A 20,943-nucleotide genomic window follows, 5' to 3' on the forward strand; every position below is an offset into this window, starting at 1 on the left:
CGTTGCTTCAGTCACTTCACTCACCTCGGTCACAACAGGTTCGGCAGCAGTTCGGTGGTGCGCGTCGTGACCTGGAGGCCGAGCACCGCGACGACGAAGACCTGGTAGTCCATCGACAGCCCGAAGAGGATGACGAACAGGAACAGGGGCACCCGCGCCCCGATCGACCCGGTGGAGTGGAAGTCGAGGATCCCCTCCGCCCAGTGCCCCTGGAAGACCAGGACCAGCAGGCCGAAAGCGGATGCTGCCGACAGCAGGTTGAGCACGGTGCCGATCAGGCCGATGACCACCGAGCGGAAGGCCAGCACCGTCACCGTGAACGTCACCAGCAACAGGAGTCCGACGATCAGCGGGAGCTTGGAGTTCTGGTGGTCCAGGTAGTCGGCGTCGCGGGCGATGTCACCGGTGACGTAGGCCTCGGCGCCGGGCACCTTGCCGACCGTGGCGGGCAGGTAGTCGTCGCGGACGTGGTCGAGCGACTGCAGCGCCTGGGGCGAGCTCGGCTTGAACGGTACGGAGAGCACCATGCTGGTGATCCGGTGGTCGGCGGACGAGTTCAGCTCGAAGGGGACACCCTTGGCGAACAGCGGGTCCGCCTGGGCCCGTCGGCGCAGGTCCTCCATCGCCTTCACCACCTGCGGCGCGCGGTCCGCGTCGGCACGCACCACCACTTGGTGCTGGACGAGCATCTCCGGGAAGGCGGCGGTCAGTCGGTCGTAGGTCTGCACCGCTGTGATCTTGCGCGAGAAGGTGTCCTTGCCCAGCACACTCAGCTTCAGGTCGAGGGCGGGCGTCGCCAGCCCCAGCATGATGAGCACGGAGACCAGCAGGGTGATCCGGGGGCGCCGGGTCGCGGGCCGGAGCATCGCGTGCCAGACCCTGCTCGTGCCGCCGTGTCCCCGCGTGCGCTTGCCCTGGGCCGCACGGCGGGCCGTACGGCGCTCGGCGCGAGCACCGAGCTTGGCCAGCAGAGCGGGCAGCACCGTCAGCGAACTGGCCACGGCGACCATGACGACGATGATGGCGCCGGTGGCGAGTGAGGAGAAGATGACGTCGGTCGCCAGGTACAGGGTCGCGGTCGAGACGATCACCGCGCACCCGGAGACCACGATGGCCCGGCCCGCGGTGGCTGCGGCGAGTTCCACGACGGCCTCGGAACCAAGGTGGCCACCGGCCCGGGCCCGTTCTTCGCGGTCTCGCTTCAGGTAGAAGAGCGAGTAGTCGACACCGACGGCCAGGCCGATCAGCAGGATGACGTTGTTGCCGACGCCGGCGTCCGGCAGCACGTGCGAGGCGACAGCGGACAGCCCCATGGCAGCGGCGATGGAGGAGAGCGCCAGCAGGACCGGTACCCCGGCAGCGATCACCGAGCCGAAAGCGATCATCAGGGTGATGACGGTGACCGGCAGGGTGAGCATCTCGGAGAAGGCCAGGTCGTCGCCGCGCTGCTGGTCGAGGCCCTTGCTCATCGAGGGACTGCCGGTCTCCTGCACCCGCACACCGGGGTGGGCCTTCTGCGCGGCCGCGGTCTGCTCGACCAGCGGGCCGACCTTCTTGCGCGCCGCGAGTTCCTCACCCGCCATGACGACCTGGACCATGAGGACCTTGCCGTTGCGGGAGAGGACCGGCTTCTCGACCCGGTCGACCTCCGGGAGTTTCCGCATCCGCGTGGTGACGTCAGCGGCGGCCGCCCTGGCCGCGGACACGTCCAGGGTGCCGGACGGGGAGTCGATGACGATCTGCTCGACCGGCCGGCGCTGCAACCCGCCCTCCGTCGCGATCGCCTCCGCCTTCCCGGCGTTGCCGACCCGATAGTCCTCGGTGGTGGCGCTGTGGGTCCCGACGGCGGCCGACGCTCCTAAGCACAGCGCGACGAAGACGAACCAGCCGACGATGGCGCGCCAGGGGTGAGCCGCGCTCCAACTCGCCACCCTGACGGTGACCGAGCGTTTCTCCACTGTCTCCAACCCCTTACTCACGTCGCTTATCTCTTCTACATGTAAGTCTGAGCTTACAGGCGTAAGAGTGGACGTCAATCGCGCTTTGCGCCATCTGCGCCCCGTCCGAGGGCAGTTGGGCCGCATCCGGCCATTCGAGACGACGGCCGCCCCCCCCTGTTTTCGGGGGGCGGCGCCCTGTTGACATCCGAAGGACCAGTTCAGGGGGTTGCAGACAGCTTGGCGAAGAAGCGGCCACCGGACGACGACGCGTCCTACCGGCCCTGTCCGGCCGGCCGCTCCCTCAGTTCGACGCTGACCAGTGCCGTGGCCCGGTCGAGCGCCTCGACGACCGCCGCCCGGCTCTCACCGACCGCGACTATGTGACCGATCCGCCCGTACGCGTCCGTGGGCGGGGCGACCTGCGTGCCCGGCGCCGCGGTGACCGTCACGCGCTCCACGCCCGGAACCGCCCGGGCCTCGTCCAGCCCGGCCACCCGCTCCAGCACACCCGGCTCGTCGGGCAGGATGAACTGGATGCCGGCGTGGCGCGCGAAGTCGTCGGGCAGCAGCGGTTCGCCGCCACCGGCATAGGTCACCTGGGCGGCGAGCAGATCGACACCGGTGGCCAGGCGATAGAGCTCGGGGATGAGGCCGCCCGCGAGCCTCGGGTTGATCTCGACGACGGCGGTACCGGTCGCGGTGCGCTTCACCTCGGTGTGGCTCGGGCCGCGGCCCAGGCCGGTCGCGGCCAGCGCGGCCGACACCGTTTCGGCCATCTCCCGCGCCGCCACGTCGGCCAGCTCGGCGGGCACGAGGTGCCGGGACTCCACGAAGTGGGGGGCACCGGTCACGGTCTTCTCGGTGATGCCGATCAGCCGGTGCGCACCGTCGACCCCGAACATCTCCACGCTGTACTCGGGCGCGTCCAGGTACTCCTCGACAAGAGCCCGGCCCGCCATGGCCTGACCGCGTCCGTTGGCGGTCCGGGCGGTGATCTCCTCGGCGAGCTCGGCGGCCTGCTGCGCCGAGTCGCAGCGGCGCACGCGCGTCGAGCCGGAGTCGTCGACGGGCTTGACCACACAGGGGGTTCCGATCCGGTCGGCGGCCGCTGCGGCGGACGGCCCGTCCTCGACCACCTCGAAGAGCGGTTGCCCCAGCCCGGCCCGCCGCAGGGTCTCGCGCAGCCGCCCCTTGTCACGGCAGCCGGCTATCGCCTCGGTCCGCTCCGCGGGCAGTCCCACCGCGGCGGCCAGCGCGGCCGCCGCCACCAGGTAGAACTCGCTGGTCGTGGTGACTCCGCCGATGCAGCCGGGCTCGAACGCCTTGGTCACCGCCCGGACCAGCGCGTCGATGTCGTTGGTGTCGCAGTCCACGATCGTGGCGCCGGTCCCGGCGAGCCCCGCGTACCTGGTGGAGTCACCGGTCACGAGCACCGGCTCGTAGCCGGCCTGCGCAGCGATGCGCAGCGCCAGCATTCCGGTTCCGGTGGTGTTGGACTCCACGAAGACGAACGCCGGTCGCGGCGCGTCCGCGCGGTTGCGGCGGAACGACCAGCTGTGTGCCTCCGTGCCGTCGAGGATCTGACGTGGCACCGTGGCGACAGGAAGCCGCCGGATGTCCTGCTCGGCCCAGTGCGCGTCGCTGTGCACGGTGTCGGCGTATCGGTCACCGCGGTCCGGGAAGATCCCTACGACGGTCGTGCCCGGTGCGGCCCGTTCGGCCACGGCGCCCAGCACCCGGAACACCGATCCGGAGGTGTTGCCGGCGAACAGCTTCTCCCGGCGGGCCAGTTCGCGTGTGGCGCCGAAGGCCTCGTGGTCGTTCAGCCAGTGGACCTCGTCGATCAGGGAATGGTCGAGGTTCTTGGGGTGCAGGCTGTTGCCCAGCCCGCTCTGCAGCCGCTTGGGCCGGTCGGGCTGCCCGAAGAGCACACTGCCGACGCAGTCCACCCCGACCACGTACAGCTCCGGCAGGGACTCGCGCAGCACACGCGCGGTGCCGCACAGCGAACCGCCGCTGCCCACGGCGCCGACCAGGACGTCGACCGTGTCCAGGTCGGTGAGCAGTTCATGGGCCAGGTGCCGGTAGGCCGCGGGATTCTGCGGGTTCTCGTACTGCCGCGGCCAGAACGACCCCGGGTTGCGGTCCATGATCTCCCGTAGCCGGGTCAGCCGGGCGCCCTGCCAGCCGTGGGCGTCCATGGCGGGCACCACATGCACCTCGCAGCCCAGCGCCTCCAGTTTGGCCAGCGTCGTACGGTCGATCCGCGGGTCGGTGACGATGTGCACCGGATGGCCGAGCGCGGTGCCCACCAGGGCGACTCCGAGGGCCATCGTGCCCGAGGAGCTCTCCACGATGGGGGCGCCCTCGGCCAGCGCGCCGGTACTGCGCGCCTCGGTGATGATCTGCTTGGCCACCCTGTCCTTCATCGCGAACAGGTTGTTCATCTCGAGTTTCGCGTAGACCCGGACGTCCCTGTCGGCCCCCAGCCTCAGGCGTACCAGCGGTGTGTGGCCGATGGCCTCGATCACGTTCTGGCTCAGCATGTGCTCTTCCTTCTCCCATCCCTGCGCCGGCCCGGCGGAACGCCGGAGTTCAGCGGTCGAAGCTCAAGGTCCGGTACACCGTGACGTTGCCGACGAGTTCGGAGCACGCGCTCGCGGCGTCCACCAGCCGCTGTGGGTACGAGGGATCGGCCGTGTCGAGGAGCACCCCGAGGCAGGTTCCGCTGTGGCCGACGACCACCCCGAGTCCGCCGGCCTGCCGACAGATGTCGATCATGTCGTCGAGCGTCCTCTTGGGACGCAGCACCTGGTTCATCAGGGCGCTGCGGGTGGCCACCGCGCCCACCTCGGTGAGGTCCGCACGGGCCACCGCCCCGGCCATCCGCTCCAGCAGCCGGGCGTACTCCGCCCGGTCCTCGGCGGAGAAGGGCTTGGGGATGCGGTTGAAGGCGATCGTGTCGACCTCGCCGCCCTCGTCGGCGCCCACCACGGTCATCGACGGCAGGGACCCGAGCTCGGTGTGCAGTTTCACCCGACGGTGGTAGAAGGCCACGATGCCGGGGTACAGCACACCGTCGGTGGGCTCGATCTGCGCCAGCAACGACTCGATCCGCTGGGGCGGCATCGGCTCGCCCAGTGCGTTGGCGACCGCGCGTGCCGTCGCCACCAGGTCGGCGGAGGAGCTGGCCAGTCCCTTGCCCTCGGTCAGCGTGCTCTCGATGGTCAGCACTCCGCCCATCGGCGTGTCCGCGGTCTGCATGATCATCCTGGCGAGCCGGAGCGCCTTCAGCTTGTGGGCCGGCCGGATCTCCAGCTCGTCGGTACCGGGTGTGCCGTGGAAGGTCACCCGGGCCCAGCGGGCGATGGGCAGGGTGACCAGGAAGTCGCTGTTCTCCTCGGGCAGTACGCCCTGAAGCAGCTCGCCGAACGTGCCGGACGCGGTGCTCATGCCCGTCACCGCGGCGAACGGCACCGGGCCGCGCCCCGGGACCTCCTGCCGCAGGACGGCGTCAGGGGAGCTCACCACTCCTGCCGACCCTCCGGGCCGGCCAGCAGCCGGTCGACCTCGGCCGCCGCCGCGTCGATGTCCGCCCGTCGGCCGCACCAGCGCTTGTCCCATGCGTCGAACGCCGTCTCCTGATCCGCGAGCAGGGCCCGTACGGCGTACGGATTGGCCGAGCCGTCCGAACGTTTCGCCGTGAGTCCGTCCCGCACGCTCATCGCCTCGGCGAGCAGCTCCGCTGCGTGTTCGGCCGTGTGCCCCTCAGCGGTCAGCAGCGTGTCGAGCAGTACGCCGTCGGGCTCCGCGGGAGCCAACCCGCGTTCGACGGCCTGGACGATGTAACGCCCGGCGACCACCTGGGCGGTGCGCCAGGGGACCCCGGCTCGCAGGGTCAGCAGGTTGGCCAGCGTGAATCCGCCCAGGTACTCGCTCTCGCAGGCCTCGCGCATCCGGTCCTCCCGGAACCTCAGGTTCTCCAGCACCGCGCCGAACAGCCGCAGAACCGACCCGACCGTGTCGAAGGCGGCGGGCACTCCTGACCCGGCTTCCTTGGAGATCTCGACGGAGTTGCTGTACGGGGTGGAGCGCTGCCCGGTGGCGATCGCCGTGTAGGCCGCGCCGAGATGCGCCGTCCGGGCCCGGATGCGCTCCAGAACCGGGTAGTTCTTCTTCTGCGGCATCGCCGAGGAGATGCCCGACCAGTGGTCCGGCAGGTCGATGAAGCCGTATCCCGCGCCGCCCCAGGTCATCAGGTCGGTGACGAAACGACTCAACGCGACGCCCAGCAGGGAGAACTCCGCGCAGGCCTCCAGCGCCCAGTCGCGCTGTGCCACCGCCCGCAGCGCGTGCGTACGGACCTCGGGGAAGCCCAGCAGCGCGGCCATCCGCGCCCGGTCCCAGGGCAGTTCCTGACCTGCCATCGCCCCCGCGCCCATCGGCGAGGCGGCAGCGGTCCGGTACACCGCCTCCAGCCGTTCGAGGGTGTGCAGTACCTGGTCGCACAGGGCCGCGAAGTAGAAGCCGGGGCTGATCACTTGGGCCGGCTGCATATGGGTGTAGCCGGGCATCACCAGGTCGGCGCCGCGTCCGGCCAACCGGTGCGCGGTGCGGCCGAACGCGATCAGCTCCTCGGCGCACTCCAGCAGCCTGGCCCGGCCCTGCATCAACTGGGCCGTGGCCTGGAGGTCGTTGCGGCTGCGGTCGACGTGCCACGCGGGCACCTCCGTGGTCAGCCGGCGCGTGACGTGGCGCTCCAGGGTGAAGGCGATGTCGCTCATGCTCTCCTCGGCCTCCCGGGCCACGGCCTCGGGCGTGACCCGGTCGAGCAGGTCGGCGATGGCACCGACCTGGGCACCGTCCAGCAGGCCGAGCCGGCGGTATTCCAGCAGGAGGACCTTCTCCAGCTGGACGTACCAGGGCAGCAGGGCGTCGATCTCGAAGCGCAGCTGCGGCTCGAGCACCTCGGCGCGCAGGAGCGCGGCGGGGCCGGCGGTGATCCGCCCGGTCAGCTTTCCCGCGCCGCTGGAACCGGTCGGCTCCACATGGTCGTTGGGCATCGGTTTCCTCACGGGGACGAAGGGGCGGTTCGATTCAGCGCGGTCAGCACCGCGTCTTTCGCATGGGCCGCCTGTGTGCGCGGGAAGAGGACTTCGCCACCAGGAAGCCGGCGGTGCGTCACCTCGTCGGAGAGGAGCCACCAGTCCCAGTCGGCGCGGCCGTCTCCCCCGGCCGCACCGTCCTCGGCGCCGACGATTTCGATGCCCGCCTTGACCCGGTGGGCCTGCGGGCACCGCCGGGCGTCCAGCAGGAAGTCGCCTGCCGACCACACGTCGTGGCGGTAGGCGGGCCCGAGGAGCCGGGCCCGTTCGGGCTTGAGGCCGTCGAACTCCACGTACGCGCCCTCGCCCAGCAGGGTCGCGGCGACCTCCTGGTCGCTCATGGCACGGGTGCGGTCCATGGTGGCCCGCACCCCGGCCGGCCAGTCCGGCGCCACGGAGCCGACGATGATCCGACGTGGCGCCGAAGGTCCGTCCTCCAGCAGCCGGGCCAGGGCGAGCGCGGGCGCCGCGCCTTCCCGCTGCCCCCACAGCACGAGCGGTACGGCGGTCAGCCGCCCCAACTCCTGAGCCACCCGACGCGCCACCTCGGGCACGTCCGCCAGATCCTGCGCGCCGGGCACGAAGTCGTGTCCGGGCAGCTCGACGCCGTACACCTCGATGCCCCGCGGAGCGAGTTCGCGGGCCAGGGCGAGGAAGTTCACGGCGTTCCCGCCCGCGCTGGGGAAGCAGACCAGCCGGCCCTCGAGCCCGGTCCTGCCCGGGAGCGCGCGGGTCAGCGGGCGGAGCAGGCCGAACCCCGCCCCCTGCGCTGCGGCGTCAGAACCCGCGTCGACGGCGGCGGCGAGATCGGACAGTACGGGATGGGTGACGATCTGCGTCAGTGAGACGAGTCGGTCCAGCTTCACGACCAGCCAGGTCGCCGCGAGCGACGTACCGCCGAGCGCGAAGAAGTTGTCGGCCCGCCCGATGCTCTGCAACGGGACGTTGAGCGCCTCGGCCCAGGCCATCGCGAGACGCTGCTCGGTGGGGGTGGTGGGCGCCGTTCTCGGCACGCCGGCATGGCCGAGCGTGGCGGCCAGCTCGATGAGCACCTTTCGGTCCACCTTGCCGTTGTCGTTGACCGGCAGGGCGTCGAGCCAGTGACAGTGCGTGGGGATCATGTGGTCCGGCAGGTGGCGGGCCAGGCCGGCACGGACGTCGGCGGCCTCACGACGGACGGCACCGACCAGGAAGGCGACCAGAACCCGGTGCCGGTCCCCCGCCCCCGAGGCGACGACCACCGCGTCCTTCACCTCGTCCAGCGCCATGAGCCGGTTCTCGACCTCACCGGTCTCGACCCGAAATCCGCGGATCCTCACCTGCTGGTCACGGCGGCCGAGGAACTGCAGCCGGCCCTCGGGCAGCCAGCGCCCGAAGTCACCTGTACGGTACATCCGCTGGCCGGGCCGGAACGGATCGGGCACGAACGCCGCGCGGGTCCGCTCGGGGTCGTTGACGTATCCCCGGCCGACCGCGACGCCGGAGAAGACGATCTCCCCGGTCGCACCGAGCGGCACCAGACCGCCCTGTTCGTCGAGCACATAGCCGTGCACGTTGCGCCGCATCCGGCCGAGCGTGACGGGCCCGTGCTCCGGCACCGTGTCGAGGAATTCGTGCATGGTGTCGTCCGAGACCTCGGTCGCGCCGTACGCGTTGATCACCCGGATGCCCGGTTGGCACCCGAACCACCGCCGCAGCAGCGCCGGTTTGAGTTCCTCTCCTGTCACCGAGACGGCCCGCAGCACGCCGAGAGGGCGGGGGCTGCGCTCCAGCGCCGTGATCAGGGCGTCGAAGTAGGACGGGACGAACTGTGCGACGGAGACGCGCGACCCGGTCAGCTCGGCGACGAAGCGGTCGACGTCCAGAAGGACGTCGGTGTCCACGATGCGGGAACCGCCGCCGGTCAGCAGGGGGGCGATCAGCTGCCACAGCGAGATGTCCAGGGACTGCGCGGCGGTCTGCGCCACCACGTCGCCGGGGCCGAGCCCGAGGTCGGTGACCTTCATCAGCAGGTGGTTCAGTAACCCCGCGTGCTCGCACATCACGCCCTTCGGCGTGCCGGTGGAGCCGGAGGTGAAGTAGATGTAGGCGAGCCGGCGGGGCGAGAGCGGCCTGCCGGGGTTGCCGGTCGCCCGCGCCTCGGGGCCGTGGCCACCGGTTCCGGCGCACAGGGCCGCGACGTCCACCGAACGGCGCAGGTCGTCCCCTTCCCGCACGAGGCCCGGCCGGCCCTCACCCTCTCCGAGCACGAACCGGCATCCCGCGTCGTCGAGTTGCGCAGCGACCCGCGCGGCCGGAAGGTCCGGCTGCACCGGCAGGTAGCAGCCCCCTGCCTTGAACACGCCCAGCGTGGCCGCTGCCCACTCCAGGCCGCGTTCCATGACGACGGCCACGACGTCCTCGTCACAGAGCCCGTCCGTCAGCAGCGCGTGGGCCACCCGGTTGGCGCTCACGTTGAGCCGGTCGTACGTCCATGACCGGCTCCCGTGCGACACCGCGATCGCGTCGGGGGTCGACCGGACCTGCTCCTCGAACCGCTCGACGAACAGCCTCCCGTCGAAGGACTCCGCCTCGCCCGCCAACCCGTAGATCTGGAAGTGGCGTTCGTCCTCGGCGAGCAGACTCCGCTCGCCCGCCGGCGCGTCGGGGTGAGCGGCCAGCAGCTCCAGGGCCCGTCCGTGGTAACCGACGACGCGGCTCAGCTGCTCCTCGGACATGACGTCGGAGCGGGACCGGGCGCGGACCGTGACACGGTCCGCGTGCACGGCGATGCGCACCCACAGGGGCGGTGCGTCCGGCAGGGCCGGATCCGTTGCGGACCGGCCCGTCGTGACCGGGTCCGTCCCGGACAGGTCCAGGACGCACTCGGGGTCCGCCCCCGAGGCCGGGCCCGGCTCCGGGGTGGGCCGGCTGGCCTCCGCGGCCGCCTGACGCACGAGTTCGCGCCAGCTCTTGCGCAGCACACCACTGACGCCCAGCGGACGTGGCGCTCCGCGATCACCGTCGGCGGGCACGTAGCCGGTGACCGGATTCCGGTCGGAGGTCAGCGCGGCGACCACCCGCAGGTGTGCGGCCAAGAGCACGGCGTCCAACGGGACCGCGCTCTCGACGGCCACCGCGCGCAGCCGGGCGGTCGGTTCGGGAGGCAGAACGAGTTCGGCGCTCACTGCGCGCCGCGCGCCCGTCCCGTCGCCCGCGGTCCACCGCGGAACACGGACGGCCGTCGTCCCGGCCGCGACTGAACAGCCCAAAGTCCTCGACACGTGATCGCCAACCTACGGGAGAAATGGACGGAGAATGTGTTGTTCGGCATCGCCTTGGTGACCATGCTGTCGACCGGCACTGACAGGCCACTGACGACGCCTCCCGCGTGCCGTTCGCGTGTTCACGTGAGAGTTTTCGCCGCCGCTTAAGGACGTGTTCCCTGCCTGCTTCGAACGCTTATCGTCCGGTCGGTCGCAGCCCGCCGGTCAGGGAGGGGAAACACACCGATGAATGCTCTCGAGGACATCGTCAGGGCCGCACGCGAGGAGGTGGCGGCACGCCGAAAGCGCCTGCCCGAGGCGGCCTTGCGGGAGCGGGCCCTGGCCCGGGGCGCGGGGCGGGACTGTGTGCCGCTGCTGCGCGGCGGGCCGGGGGTGCGGGTCATCGCCGAGGTGAAGAGGGCCAGCCCCTCGCGGGGTCCGCTCGCCGCGATTCCAGACCCCGCGGGCCTCGCCGCGGACTACGCGGCAGGCGGTGCGGCCGTGATCAGCGTCCTGACCGAAGGCCGCCGGTTCGGGGGTTCCCTGGCGGATCTGGACGCCGTGAGCGACCGGGTGGACGTGCCCGTGCTGCGCAAGGACTTCGTCGTCGACCCCTACCAGGTGTGGGAGGCGCGTGCGCACGGCGCCGAGATGGTGCTCCTGATCGTCGCCGCCCTGGGCCCGGCCCGGCTGGCCGAGTTCGTCGCGTTGGCACGCGAGGCGGGACTGACGCCGCTGGTGGAGGTGCACGACGAGGCCGAGGTGGAGCACGCGGTCGCCGCGGGCAGCGCGGTGATCGGCGTCAACGCCCGCGACCTGGCGACGCTGGAGGTGGAACGCGGCACGTTCGCGCGGGTCGCGCCGCACATACCCGAGGGTCTGGTGAGGATCGCCGAGTCCGGTGTCCGCGGCCCCGGGGACGTGGCGGCGTACGCCCACGCGGGCGCGGACGCGGTCCTCGTCGGCGAGGCCCTGGTGACCCACGGCACCCCCCGGACGGCAGTGGCCGAACTCCTGGCCGCATCCCACGTCCGGCATCCGGTCGACGGACCGCCCGGCGACCGGCAGGACCGGCCGCGACGGGCGCGGCTCACCGATGGGGGAACCCCGCCGACTGCGCCCGCTTGGTCGTGACGGCCGCCCATCGTTCCAGGATCGCCGCCGCCGCGCCCGAGTCCACCGACTCCGCCGCCCGCTCCAGCCCCGTCGCCAGACGCTCACCGACCGAACGTCCGCCGCCCGGCTCCAGCGCGGCGAGACCGGCGGCGGCCGACAGCAGTACCGCGTCGCGCACCGGACCGCGTTCACCGGCGAGGACCGCACGCGCCACCCGGGCGTTGTGTGCCCGGTCGCCGCCGCGCAGGGCGTCGGGCGTGGCGAGCCTGATGCCGATGTCCCGTGGGTCGAAGGTCTCCTTGCGCACCCCGGAGTCCGTGACCGCCCAGACGGTGGAGGTCGTGGTGACCGTCAGTTCGTCCATGCCGTCGTCGCCCCGGAACACGAGCCCGCACGACCCGCGCCCGGCGAGGACCCCGGCCAACAGCGGTGCGAGCCGTGCGTCCGCCGCTCCGATCGCCGAACCCGTGGGCGAGGCCGGATTGAGCAGCGGGCCCAGGGCATTGAAGACCGTGCGTATCCCGAGCTCGCGGCGCGGCGCCGCCGCGTGCCGCATGGCGGGATGGAACGCCGGCGCGAAGCAGAACGTGATGCCGACCTCTTCGGCGACGTCACCGACGTCCTGCGCGGGCAGCCCCAGAGCCACCCCCAGCTCCTCCAGGACGTCGGCCGATCCGCAGGAGGACGACGCCGACCGGTTGCCGTGCTTGACCACCCGCGCCCCGGCTCCGGCGGCCACGATGGCCGAGACGGTGGAGATGTTGACACTGTTCGAACCGTCCCCGCCGGTGCCCACGATGTCCACCGTGGGCCCCGGCACGTCCAGCGGAACCGCATGCCGCCGCATGGCGCTGACCAGCCCCTCGATCTCCTCGACGGTCTCGCCCTTCGCCCGCAACGCCACCAGGAGCCCGGCCAGCCGTACCGGCCCCGCGACGCCGGACATCACCTGGTCCATCGCCCAGTCGGTCTCCTGCGCGGAAAGGTCCTTCCGGTCGAGCAGCGAATTCAGCAATTCGGGCCAACTGAAACTTCGCGTTCCGGTTGTCACGTGAATTCTCCTCGGACATCAGCGGCACGGCTCGAACGTCGATCGTCGATCCGGGCGACCAGTTTTCCGTCCGGGCACCCGCCCCGACCAGACCACTGCCAGGCAGAAAACGCAGGCCACTTCCGAAGGAGAGAAAAGACATGTCCCTCCATATGGCGGTCGAAGTCGTCCGGGATTCCGAGGTGTCCCTGACCGCGCAGATACAGAGCTTCATCAAGAACGAGATAGCGGCCGGCAGCCTGCACGCGGGAACCCGGCTGCCCTCCAGCCGCCGCCTCGCGGACGACCTGGACGTCTCGCGCAGCGTGGTGGTGGAGGCGTACGGCCAACTCGTCGCCGAGGGATATCTGGAAGCCGTGCAGGGCGCCGGCACCCGCGTCGTCCGGCACCTGACCACCCAGGCAGTCGTACCGACTCCCCGCGGGGAGGACTCGTTGCCGCAGGTCCGCTGGGACCTGCGGCCGGACGGCGGCAATCTGCCCGACTTTCCGCGCCGCGACTGGCTCACCTGCTACGAGCGCGCGCTCCGGGCGGGCACCTCCTCGGCACACGCCTGTCCTCCGCCGGCCGGGACCCCCGAGCTGCGCCTCGAACTCTCCCGGTACCTGGGGCGGGCCCGCGGCGTACGGGCCACCGCAGAGTGGCTGGCCGTGGTGGGCGGGTTCTCGCAGGGGCTGGACCTGTTGTGCGGCGTGCTCCGCCGGGAGGGGACCGACGCGATCGGTGTGGAGGACCCGGGCCATCCCGGGCAGCGGCAGTTCCTGCGGGGATGCGGTGTGCGTCCGCTGCCCCTGCCGGTCGACGAGGCGGGTCTGGACGTGGCGGCGCTGGCCGCGACGGACCTGCGGGTCGTCCTCGTCACCCCCACGCATCAGTTCCCGACCGGGGTGACCTTGCGCGATGACCGGCGCGAGCAACTCGTGCGCTGGGCCCGGGACGTCGACGGACTGATCATCGAGCACGACTACGACGGGGGGCTGTGGTACGAGCGCGGACAACGCCCTCTGGCGCTGCAGCGCCTCGCCCCCGAACGCGTCGTGTACGCGGGGACAGCGAGCAAGTACCTCGCTCCCGGGCTGCGGCTGGGCTGGCTGGCCGCGCCACCCGATCTGCTGGACCGGCTGCTGCGCGAGCGGGCCCGGCACGGCCTCGGCCCCGAGACACTCACCCAGCTGGCCTTCGCCGAGTTGCTGCGCGACGGGCTGCTCGACCGCCACCTGCGAAGGCTCAACTCCCGTGCGGGCAGCCGTCGCCAGGCCCTCGAAGAGGCCGTCCGCCGGTATCTGCCCGGCGCCGGGGTACTCGGCCCGGCGGCGGGGCTGCACGCGTACCTCCAGCTCCCCCGGTACACCGACGAGGCGGCCCTGGTGTCCGGAGCGCTGCGCCGGCTCGTCGCGGTGCGTGGTGGCGCGGCCTTCCACGCCGGGCCGCGACGGGGCGCACCCGCACTCGTCGTGGGCCACGCGCATCTGCCGCGCGCGGGCATCGCCGAGGCCGTGCGCGTACTGGCAGAGGTCAGATCCCGCTGAGCGGCCGCTCCCGGCTGTGCTCGTCCGCCGCCATGGCCAGGAAGTTCTCCAGCAGTGTCAGGCCCCCGGTGGTCATCACGGACTCGGGGTGGAACTGAACGCCCGCCACGGGCAGGGTGCGATGCCGCAGGCCCATCACATAGCCGTGGTCGACGGCGACGGCCGTGGTCTGCAGGACCTCGGGAACGGGTCGGGCGACCACGAGGGAGTGGTAGCGCGCGGCCTGCAGGGTGTGGCCGAGACCGGCGAAGAGGCCCGTGCCGTCATGCTGCACGGTGCTGGTCCGCCCGTGCATGACCTGGCCGGCCACCTCGATCCGGCCGCCGTAGGCCAGGGCGATGGCCTGGTGGCCCAGGCACACGCCGAGCAGCGGCACCCGGCCGGCGAACTCCTGCACCAGCTCCACATGGCCCGACTCGGCCGGATGCCCGGGACCCGGCCCGAGGACCACGGCATCCGGTTCGTACCCGGCGAGTTCGTCGGCGGACCGGGTCAGCGAGCGCACGACCCGGGTCTGCGCACCGAGGTGGCGCAGGTACTGGTCGATGATGTGCACGAAACTGTCGTACGCGTCGATCAACAACACGTTCATCGCAGTTCCTCCCCCGTGAGCGCCCAGTAGGCGGCGCCCATCTTGGCCAGCGTCTCCCGCCATTCGGACGCGGTGTCCGACTGGGCCACCAGGCCCGCCGAACTCTGCGTGGAGTACGTGGCTCCGTCGTACTCGATCGAGCGGATGCACAGCGCGAGTTCGCTCCACCCGCGCACGTCCACCAGCCCCACGGCGCCCGCGTAGCTGCCGCGTCGCTCCTGTTCGAGACCGTCGATGATCTCCATGGCCCGCACCTTGGGCGCGCCGGTCATCGTCCCCGCCGGGAACGTCGCGCGCACCGCTTCCCAGGTGCCCATGCCCTCGTCGAGACGTCCGGTGACCGTGGAGACGAGGTGGAAGACGTGCGAGTAGGACTCCACGGCCATCAGCCGGTCGACCGGCAGCGTGCTGGGGCGGCTGACCCGCCCGATGTCGTTGCGGCAGAGGTCGACCAGCATGACGTGTTCGGCGCGTTCCTTCGTGCTCTCCTGCATCTCCTTGACGCACCGGGCGTTCTCCTCGTCGTCCGGCCCCCGGCGCGCGGTGCCCGCGATGGGACGCATCTCGAGCTGGTCGCCCTCGATCCGGAAGTACAGCTCGGGGCTGGCACCGATGAGCAGGTTGCCGGCGCGGGGCATCAGATACATGTACGGCGAGGGGTTGCGGGCGCGCAGCCGCCGGTACACGTCGACGGGGGTGAGCTCGGTGCGTACGTCGATGCGGTGGCCGATCTGGATCTGGTAGATGTCCCCGACCCGAATGTGCTCCAGGCACCGGTCGGCCCACGACAGGAACGTCTCGCGGCCGACGGTGTCGTGCACGGACGAGGGAGCGGGAGCCGCGGGCACCGGGTCGGCGCCGGTACCGCCCGGCTCGCGGGCTGCCCGGGCGGCCAGGTCCGACACGGACGGGACGTCAGGTGAGCGGTCCCCGAACGCCGCGCTCTCGGCGGCGGCATGCCGCACCGTGCCCGTGGCCAGGTCGTACCACACGGCGTCCCGGAAGAGGGTGAGCGTGATGTCGGGCCCGTTCGCCTTCTTCGAGCGGGGTGGCAGCGTCTCCATGTGCCAGACGGACTCGTAGGCGAGCGAGGTCAGGAAGCCGAAGGCGTACGAGGTCTCGGGCAGGTCGGTGTCCACCTCGAAGACGTGCTGGGCCAGCGGCAGCAGCCGCCAGACGGCGGCAGGGTCGGGTGTCCGCAGTCGTCGTGTGCTCGCTGCGACGGCGCGCGGCGAATCCTCGGGGAGCAGTCCCGCCTCCTCGGCGACCAGAGCCAGCACCGACGCCACGCCCGGCACGCCGTCGATCTCCACGTGTCCGGCGAAGACCCGGATCTCGGCGAGGCGGCCCAGACCGACGACGGCGGACCGGCGGTCGGGTGCGGCACCGTCCGTGCTCTCGAAGAGGAAGACGTCCTCCGCCCGGCACGTCTCCCGCAGACGCTCGTACAGCTTCAGAGGATCGTGGTGCGGTAACTCGGCTGCGGCGACCCGCACCCTGATGGGCTCCTGCGACGGCATGACAAACCCCCTGTGAATGGCGATGAGTGATTCACCTGACGGACAGGTCGATGTCGTGGACCGGGATGTCCGGGGTGACGGCGGCCGTACACAGCAGCCGTGTGAAGCGGGTGCAAAGGGCCTCGACGGTGAGCCGGTCGAACAGCTCGGTCCGGTACTCGACCACGCCGTCGAGTCCGCGACAGGTGCCGTCGGCGTCCCGCCGTTCGAACAGGCCGAAGGTCAGGTCGAACCCGGCGGAACCCCGGTCGACCAGGTCCACCGTCGCGGACCCGCCCGGCAGCTCCAGCCTTTCGGGGAGGGACGGTGTGAGAACGAGCATCACCTGGAACAGGGCCCGGCCGAACACGGCCTGCCCGCTCGCCGCCCGCCGCGGCCCCTGCGCCTCCACGACCAGGTCGAAGGGGACGTCCTGGTGGGCGAAGGCCGCCAGGTCGGCCTGTCTGACCCGGCCGAGCAGCTCACGGAAGGTCGGCTCTCCCGATGTGTCCGTGCGCAGTGCGAGCGTGTTCACGAAGAATCCGACGAGGCCGTCGAGCCCGGCGTCCATGCGGTCGGAGACCGCCGTGCCGATCGGGATGTCCGTACCCGCGCCGAGGCGGGTGAGCAGCGCGGCCAGTCCGGCGTGCAGCACCAGGAAGAGGCTGGCCTGCGCGTCCGCGGCCACCTCCAGGAGCCGTCTGTGTATGTCCGCGGGCACGGTGAAGGCGACCGTGTCGCCTGTGGTGCGCTCCGGGTGCCCGGACGGCGTCTGCTCCCTGCGGTCGGTGGGGAGCGGGATGCGTTCCGGGAGACCGGCCAGGGCCTTGTCCCAGTAGGCGAGCTGACCGGCCCGCAGGGCGCTGGGCGCGTCGTCGGTGCCGAGCAGTTCGCGCTGCCACAGTGTGAAGTCGGCGTACTGGGTGGGCAACGGTGACCAGTCAGGGGCCTCACCGGAGACGCGCGCCCGGTACGCGGTGCCGAGGTCGTCCAGCAGCCGCGGCAGCGAGGCGCGGTCGCAGGCGATGTGGTGGAGCAGCAGGAGCAACGTCTGCCCGCGCGAGGTCCCGGTGGTGAAGAGAACCGCGCGCAGGGGGAGTTCGCTCTCCAGTCGGAAAGGCCGGCCGGCCGCGGCGCGCAACGCGTCGGGCAGCCGGTCCGGGGTGCGGGGTTCGACCGTGAGGGCCGGGCGCGCGGCCGTGACCGGCAGGATGTGCTGGACCGCCTGGCCGTCCCGCTGCTGCACGAGGGTGCGCAGGGTTTCGTGCCGGGCCGTGAGATCGCCCAGGGCGGCACGGAGCGCCTCCTGATCCAGCTCACCGTCCCAGCGCAGCACCAGAGGGACGTTGTAGGTGCTGTCGGGACCGGCAAGCTTGTGCAGGAACCAGAAGCGCCGTTGGCCGAAGGAGAGCGGGACCGGCTCGGCACCCCGGTCCGCGGCCGACGGAAGCCGAGGGACGGGCCGGGGCCCCGATGTCGCGGAGGTGCCGCCCGGATGACCGGCGTCACCCAGATGAGCGGCGAGCCCGGCGACGGTCGGGTGCGCGAAGACGTCCCTGACATCCAGCTCCGCCCGGGCGCCGAGGCCGGCCCGGCGCACCATGGCGACCAGCCGTGTCGCCCGCAGGCTGTCGCCCCCGAGGTCGAAGAAGTCGTCGTCGGCGCCCACCCGCCGCAGGCCGAGCAGGTCGGCGTAGAGTCCGGCCAGTCCGGCCTCCAGGGGCGTGCCCGGGGCGCGTGAGGGTGTGTGCGCGCGGGTGTGGGGAGAAGGGAGCGCCGCCCGGTCCAGCTTCCCGTTCGGGGTGAGCGGCAGCCTGTCGAGCGGGACGAACAGGGACGGGACCAGATGCGCCGGAAGCCGCGTGCGCAGCCATTCCCGCAGCCGGGCGAGAGCCGGCCCGGGGTCCGCCGCCGCCTCGCGGGCGGGGATGACGTAGGCCACCAACTGCGCGGCCCCGTCGGCCCCCTGTCCGCCGTCCGTTCCGGTGCGGGCCGGACCGCGCGCGACACCGGAGCTCGCCAGCACGGCGCCGCCTGCCACGCCCGGGGCGGCCAGCAGCGCCGCCTCGACCTCGGCCGGTTCGATCCGGAAGCCGCGGATCTTGACCTGGTCGTCCGCCCTGCCTAGATACTCCAGTGAGCCGTCCGGACGGGCGAGTACGAGGTCGCCCGAGCGGTACAGCCGGGACCCGGCGGGGCCGAAGGGGTCGGCCACGAAACGCTGCGCCGTCAGCGCGGCGCGGCGCAGATAACCCCTGGCCACACCGGAACCCGCGACATACAGCTCACCGGCCACCCCGGGAGGCACCGGGCGCAGCTGGTCGTCCAGCACATACAGCCGGGTGCCGGCGATGGCCTTGCCGATCGGGACGACCCGCGCCGTGCCGTGGTCATGGTCCAGGTCGAGCCGGGTCGAGAGGACCGCGGTCTCGGTGATGCCGTACGTGTTGACCAGGACGGGCCCGGAGTCCTGGTGCCGCCCGTACCAGGACCGTACGACGGCCGGGGAGAGCGCCTCACCGCAGAAGATGATCCGACGCAGGGCCAGTTCCCGCCAACGCTCCGGCGCTTCGGCCTCCGCCTGCTCCAGCGACCGGAAAGCGGAGGGCGTCTGGCTGAGCACGGTCACACGCTCTCGCTCCAGCAGGTCGAGGAAGTCCCGGGGGGAGCGGCTCACCTCGCGGGGGACGACCACCAGTCGAGCACCGTGCGCGAGGGCGCCCCATATCTCCCACACGGAGAAGTCGAAAGCGCAGGAGTGGAACATGGTCCAGGTGTCGTCGGGGCCGAGACCGAACTCGGCGGCTCCGGCCTGCAACAGGGCCACCGGGCCGCGGTGCGGGACCACCACGCCCTTGGGGCGGCCGGTGGACCCCGAGGTGTAGATGACGTATGCGGCGTGGTCGGGTGTCAGCGGCGCCGTGCGGTCCGCGTCGCTCGGGTTGGCGTCGCTCGTTGCAGACGGGGTCGCGGTCGCGGCGGCTCCCGTCCACTCCGTCCCGGAGAGCACGCACACCGGCTGGGCGTCGGCGAGGATGCGCTCCGTGTGCTCCGGCGGCCAGCCCGTGTCGAGCGGGAGGTACGCCGCGCCGGTCTTGGACACCGCCAGGATCGCGGTGACCATGTCCTCGGAGCGGGGAAGCAGGACGGCGACGGTGCGATCGGGTCCTGCGCCGCGCCGGATCAGCTTCCTGGCCAGCCGATTGGCGCGCGCGTTCAACTCGGCGTAGGTGAGCTGCCGGTCGCCGTGGCCGACCGCCGGGGCGTGCGGGGTACGGGCGGCCCAGTGCTCGAACAGCTCGGGAAGCGTACGGGGCGAGGGGGGCGCTGGTGTGCCGACGCCCGGTACGAGCAGCCTGCGCTCTTCCGGTGCCAGCAACTCCAGCTCTCCGGCGGGGCGCCGGGGGTCGTCGATCAGCTGATCGAGCAGACGTACACAGCGGGCGGCCTCGGCGGCGACCTCCTCCGGTTCGTACTGACCGGCCTCGGCGTGCACTTCGATCATCAGCCCGGCTCGGCCGCGTTCCGGCCTGATCATGACGGAGAGGTCCTCCACCACTCCGGTGTTGAGCTGTCTGAGGGTCATCGGTCGCCCGGCGAAACTGCGGCCGAAGCTGAAGGGCACGATGTTCGCGATCAGTTGGTACGGCGCGTGCGCGGACCCGGTGAAGCCGAGGTCACGGCGGAGGTCCTCGTACCGGTAGCGCTGGTGGTCGAGGGCGACGGTGGTCGCCTCGTCGACGGTCCGGACGAGTTCCGCGGTCGGCCGCCGCGGGTCGACCGGTACCCGCAGCGGGAGCACGTTCGACGCCGCACCGGTCACGGCGCCCGCCGTCTTCGGGGTGCGGCCTGCGACGGGGAACCCCACGACGACCTCGTCGCCCCCACCGCTGCGGGCATGGTCCAGCAGGACGGCGGAGGCGGTCGCCACCGCCGTCCAGGGGACGTCGAGTGCGCGTGCCCGGGCGCGGAGGGCGGCCACCCGGTCGGCGGGCATCCGGGAGGCGGCGCGCACCGGTGCCCCGCCCGTCCGGCCGAGGTGGTCCCGCCCTGGTGCGGCGGGCGCGGGCCTGCCCGGCCGCACGGCCCCCGGCCAACCCGCCATCTTCGCGGTCCAGAACGCACGGTCCGCCGCGAAGTCGGGCGTGGAGCGGTAGGCCCGCTCGGCGTCGAGCAGGGTGTCCAACGGCACGTGGTGGCCGGGCTCCGGGGGCTCGCCACGCTCCAACGCGGCGTAGATCTCGCCGAGCCGTCGGGCGAACAGAGCCAGGCCGAAGCCGTCCACCACCAGGTGGTGGACGAGCAGATACCAGCAGACCCGGTCCTTCGAGAGGCGCAGGAACGCGGTCCTGAACACCGGACCGTTCTCCAGGTCGAGCGGGCGGGGGAGGTCCGCTCGCATCCAGTCCAGCGCGGCGGCCATCGGTGCGGGTTCCCGTCGGAGGTCGACGACCGGTACGGGCCAGGCCGGGAGAGGGCCGGCCCATTGCCTCGGCTCCCCCGAGGCCGTGACGGCGAACCGGGACCTGAACGGCTCGGTCTCCGTCACGGCGAACCGGAAGGCCGCCTCGTACAGCTCCGGATCGAGGTCTCCGGCGATCTCGAACGCGCTCGCCAGTTGGTACCGGACCGGATACGCCAGTTGCTGCGACAGCCAGATCCCGTGCTGCATCGTGGTGAGCGGCATCGACGGGTGATCCGCCGAGTGCCCATGCTCCGGCTCGTTCTTCACGGAGTGGTCACCGACCCATTCTGCGGTGCCTCGGAGGCCCACTGTTCGACGAGTACGCGGCCGATGTCACCGAGCACGGCGGGGCCTCCCATCTGCATGTATCGTGTTGTAGACCGGCAGGACCTCGAGCGACC

General features: G+C 72.0%; 11 protein-coding genes. 2 read left to right on the forward strand and 9 right to left on the reverse strand.

Translation table 11 applies throughout. The annotated features are described in order from the left end of the window. Nucleotides 1-29: 29 nt before the first annotated feature. The 5 genes from ABZ646_RS16865 to ABZ646_RS16885 form a co-directional block, all read right to left on the reverse strand. Complete coding sequence (locus ABZ646_RS16865) at nucleotides 30-1,979, reverse strand: MMPL family transporter (protein WP_360518984.1); 1,950 nt, start codon at nucleotides 1,977-1,979, stop codon at nucleotides 30-32. A gap of 233 nt (nucleotides 1,980-2,212) precedes the next feature. Next, complete coding sequence (locus ABZ646_RS16870; protein ID WP_360518987.1) at nucleotides 2,213-4,486, reverse strand: pyridoxal-phosphate dependent enzyme; 2,274 nt, start codon at nucleotides 4,484-4,486, stop codon at nucleotides 2,213-2,215. Nucleotides 4,487-4,535: 49 nt separating this feature from the next. Continuing rightward, nucleotides 4,536-5,468: a kinase gene (locus ABZ646_RS16875; protein WP_360518990.1), complete on the reverse strand. Its 933-nt coding sequence runs from the start codon at nucleotides 5,466-5,468 to the stop codon at nucleotides 4,536-4,538. Beyond that, nucleotides 5,465-7,003 (reverse strand): lyase family protein, encoded by a 1,539-nt coding sequence (locus ABZ646_RS16880; protein WP_360518993.1) that lies wholly within the window; start codon nucleotides 7,001-7,003, stop codon nucleotides 5,465-5,467. Before ABZ646_RS16880 ends, ABZ646_RS16875 begins: the two co-directional genes overlap by 4 nt. A gap of 8 nt (nucleotides 7,004-7,011) precedes the next feature. Next, nucleotides 7,012-10,212 carry an amino acid adenylation domain-containing protein gene (locus tag ABZ646_RS16885; RefSeq protein ID WP_360518996.1) on the reverse strand — a complete coding sequence of 1,067 codons (3,201 nt, stop codon included), beginning with the start codon at nucleotides 10,210-10,212 and terminating at the stop codon, nucleotides 7,012-7,014. A 324-nt stretch (nucleotides 10,213-10,536) separates the two neighbouring features. On the opposite strand from ABZ646_RS16885, the gene trpC reads away from it, so the two are divergent. Beyond that, nucleotides 10,537-11,424 carry an indole-3-glycerol phosphate synthase TrpC gene (trpC, locus tag ABZ646_RS16890; RefSeq protein WP_360518999.1) on the forward strand — a complete coding sequence of 296 codons (888 nt, stop codon included), beginning with the start codon at nucleotides 10,537-10,539 and terminating at the stop codon, nucleotides 11,422-11,424. On the opposite strand, the gene trpD is transcribed toward trpC, so the two are convergent. Beyond that, on the reverse strand, nucleotides 11,381-12,457 hold the full coding sequence (trpD, locus tag ABZ646_RS16895) for an anthranilate phosphoribosyltransferase (RefSeq protein ID WP_360519001.1): 1,077 nt from the start codon (nucleotides 12,455-12,457) through the stop codon (nucleotides 11,381-11,383). The genes trpC and trpD overlap by 44 nt on opposite strands. A 140-nt stretch (nucleotides 12,458-12,597) precedes the next feature. On the opposite strand from trpD, the gene ABZ646_RS16900 reads away from it, so the two are divergent. After that, the gene (locus ABZ646_RS16900) at nucleotides 12,598-13,986 is read left to right on the forward strand and encodes a PLP-dependent aminotransferase family protein (RefSeq protein WP_360519004.1); all 1,389 of its coding nucleotides are present in this window, start codon (nucleotides 12,598-12,600) and stop codon (nucleotides 13,984-13,986) included. Here the strand turns inward: ABZ646_RS16900 and ABZ646_RS16905 are convergent. Genes ABZ646_RS16905 through ABZ646_RS16915 form a run of 3 tightly spaced genes read right to left on the reverse strand, consistent with a single transcriptional unit; the run spans nucleotide 13,973 to nucleotide 20,764 of the window. Continuing rightward, nucleotides 13,973-14,578 carry an aminodeoxychorismate/anthranilate synthase component II gene (locus ABZ646_RS16905; protein ID WP_360519007.1) on the reverse strand — a complete coding sequence of 202 codons (606 nt, stop codon included), beginning with the start codon at nucleotides 14,576-14,578 and terminating at the stop codon, nucleotides 13,973-13,975. The genes ABZ646_RS16900 and ABZ646_RS16905 overlap by 14 nt on opposite strands. Further along, nucleotides 14,575-16,098, reverse strand: coding sequence for an anthranilate synthase component I family protein (locus ABZ646_RS16910; protein WP_360519010.1), 1,524 nt, complete (start codon nucleotides 16,096-16,098; stop codon nucleotides 14,575-14,577). The genes ABZ646_RS16905 and ABZ646_RS16910 overlap by 4 nt, the downstream gene beginning before the upstream one ends. A gap of 31 nt (nucleotides 16,099-16,129) precedes the next feature. Continuing rightward, entirely contained in the window at nucleotides 16,130-20,764 is a 4,635-nt protein-coding gene (locus ABZ646_RS16915) for an amino acid adenylation domain-containing protein (RefSeq protein WP_360519013.1), read from the reverse strand. Between the last annotated feature and the right edge of the window lie 179 nt (nucleotides 20,765-20,943).

The organism is Streptomyces sp. NPDC007162, from assembly GCF_040634175.1.
Lineage (GTDB): Bacteria > Actinomycetota > Actinomycetes > Streptomycetales > Streptomycetaceae > Streptomyces.

Coding starts and splice junctions, on each gene's coding strand:
- ABZ646_RS16915 (WP_360519013.1), bottom strand. CDS start 20,764: ATGCCGCTCACCACGATGCAGCACGGGATCTGGCTGTCGCAGCAACTG.
- trpC (WP_360518999.1), top strand. CDS start 10,537: ATGAATGCTCTCGAGGACATCGTCAGGGCCGCACGCGAGGAGGTGGCG.
- ABZ646_RS16910 (WP_360519010.1), bottom strand. CDS start 16,098: ATGCCGTCGCAGGAGCCCATCAGGGTGCGGGTCGCCGCAGCCGAGTTA.
- ABZ646_RS16880 (WP_360518993.1), bottom strand. CDS start 7,003: ATGCCCAACGACCATGTGGAGCCGACCGGTTCCAGCGGCGCGGGAAAG.
- ABZ646_RS16900 (WP_360519004.1), top strand. CDS start 12,598: ATGTCCCTCCATATGGCGGTCGAAGTCGTCCGGGATTCCGAGGTGTCC.
- ABZ646_RS16870 (WP_360518987.1), bottom strand. CDS start 4,486: ATGCTGAGCCAGAACGTGATCGAGGCCATCGGCCACACACCGCTGGTA.
- ABZ646_RS16905 (WP_360519007.1), bottom strand. CDS start 14,578: ATGAACGTGTTGTTGATCGACGCGTACGACAGTTTCGTGCACATCATC.